The sequence below is a fragment of the Candidatus Poribacteria bacterium genome (assembly GCA_016866785.1).
Taxonomy (GTDB): Bacteria; Poribacteria; WGA-4E.
This window is the reverse complement of the sequence record VGLH01000272.1, coordinates 1-1,922: the sequence shown is the minus strand read 5'-3', so window position 1 is coordinate 1,922 and position 1,922 is coordinate 1. Positions and strand designations below refer to the sequence as shown.

Sequence of the window (1,922 nt, the reverse complement as noted above, 5' to 3'; positions counted from 1 at the left end):
TGACAACGATCATCAACTCCATCGTAAACGCGGAAGACAGCGCATGCGTTCATCGGCGGACCCATCCATTGCGGTCTGAGACACCGCAACGCCCGGCGCACGCCCGCGAGCGCTTCGACCACCTCGGCAGGAGCGTCGTCGTGCTCCTCCGGTTCCCGCTGTGGCGCCCTGAGACCGAAGCCGTATCGCAGTGACGGGCGTGGCAGCGCGGCTCAATCCACGGCGCGTTTGAGCGTCGCCCAGGTCGTCGCGGATTTGCCGGAAGGACTCACCGCGAGAAACGCTGCGATTCCATTCGCGGCGATGGCAGCGATGTCCGCGGACGACATGGCGTTGTTCGCCATCATGAAGTCGTCCGCCGCGCCCTTGAAATAGCGACCGCCACAGCAACCTCTCGAGAAGGCGAGCACCGACGACGACGCGGCGAGCTTGCCGCCGACCGCCATCGAACCGGCGTCCTTGCCGTCGAAGTAAAGACGCGCTTCCTTTCCGTTGTAGGTCGACGCGTAGTGATGCCACTCGCCGAACTTGTGCGCGGGGAACGCGCCTGCGGCGGGTATCTGCCCGATCCATCCGCCGCCGATGTTCAGCCAGAGCGTCATTTCCACCGTGTTCCCGAGTTTGTGCGCTGCCATCGTATATTCGCCCTCTTTCCGAGGGAACTCGACCCACTCCTGAGGCGTGATGTCGTCGATACGGGCGTAGACCATGATCGTCAGCGCGTCGGTGAACGTGAAGTCGGCGTGGTGCGCCCATTCGATGAAGCCCGTCTCATCGAACTCGAGGACCCCGCCATACTTGCCCTTCGACCACTTCGTGCCGCCGCCGAGCGTTCCCGTGTGGTTCCGGCCGGAAGAGTCCTTGACCTCCTTGCCGCCGCCGTCTTCAAACTGCCACAGTCCGACGATGGCAGCGCGAGCAGGCGTCAGCGCACAAGACACGAGAACAACGCACGCCAAAGCCACATGACGGGAATCAACACGTCGTCCCATCGTGTATCTCCTTCCGCAAGGGATGTTACGGCATTGGACGGCTATGTGCTTGGTCTCTCGCTCGGACACTCATCGGCACACGGAGTTGCCCCTTCCGCAGGTAGGTATCGCCTTTACGGTCATCGTCGAGGCGGCGCTATGCGATAGGGAACGCTCCCGCTCGCTATGAGACTGAACGGCGGCGTGGTATGCTCTGGGCATGTCAGCGGGGAAGCGTCTGCGGAACGGTGTCGTCTTGGGTATCGCGTGGGCGGTTGGCGGGATCGTCCGCCGTCTGCCGGAGGCGACGGCGCTCCGCGTCGGATCGGCGCTGGGAGGCCTGCTCTACCGCGCGCTGGGCTCCCGTCGGCGCGTCGCGGAAGTGAACCTGGTACGCGCCTTCCCGGCGCGCTCGGCGGCAGAACGCGCCGCGCTCGCCCGCGAGCACTTCGACCACCTCGGCAGGAGCGTCGTCGAGCTCCTCCGGTTCCCGTTGTGGACGGCGTCGACAGAAGCGCGCATCGCCGTCGAGGGACGAGACCGGTTCTCTGAGGTCGCGCGGACAGGCGCTGGGATCGTCGTCTTCGTCGCCCACACGGGCAACTGGGAGATTCTGGCTCCCCTGTGGCATTCGCTGCATCCGTCGCCCATGGTTCTCGCCCATCCGATGGACAGCCCCGCGCTCGACCGGCTCGTGACGCGCTGCCGGCAGGTGACCGGACTGGAGATCGTCCCGCGCCAGGGAGGCTTGAGGAGGCTGGTCGCAGGACTGAAGCAGGGGCGAGTCGTCGGACTGCTCGCCGATCAGGACGCCGGAGCGAGCGGCGTATTCGTGCCGTTTTTCGGCGAGCTCGCCTCGGCGGAACCGAGTCCCGTGACCCTCGCGCGGCGGCTCGGATGCCCGCTCTGGCTCTGCCTCCCGTTCCGGGAACCCGACGGATCGCACCGCGT

The 1,922-nt window shown here is 65.9% G+C and carries 2 protein-coding genes; one reads left to right on the top strand and one right to left on the bottom strand.

Annotated features, from left to right (window positions below):
- Positions 1–212 precede the first annotated feature (212 nt).
- Positions 213–992: a LamG domain-containing protein gene (locus tag FJZ36_19225; GenBank protein MBM3217032.1), complete on the bottom strand. Its 780-nt coding sequence runs from the start codon at positions 990–992 to the stop codon at positions 213–215.
- Between the two features lie 199 nt (positions 993–1,191).
- Here FJZ36_19225 and FJZ36_19220 point away from each other — a divergent pair.
- On the top strand, positions 1,192–1,922 hold a 731-nt coding region (locus tag FJZ36_19220; GenBank protein MBM3217031.1), incomplete at its 3' end, for a hypothetical protein.

Bases quoted from the DNA above. Each gene is read 5' to 3' on its own strand.
- FJZ36_19225 (MBM3217032.1), bottom strand. From the start codon at position 992: ATGGGACGACGTGTTGATTCCCGTCATGTGGCTTTGGCGTGCGTTGTT.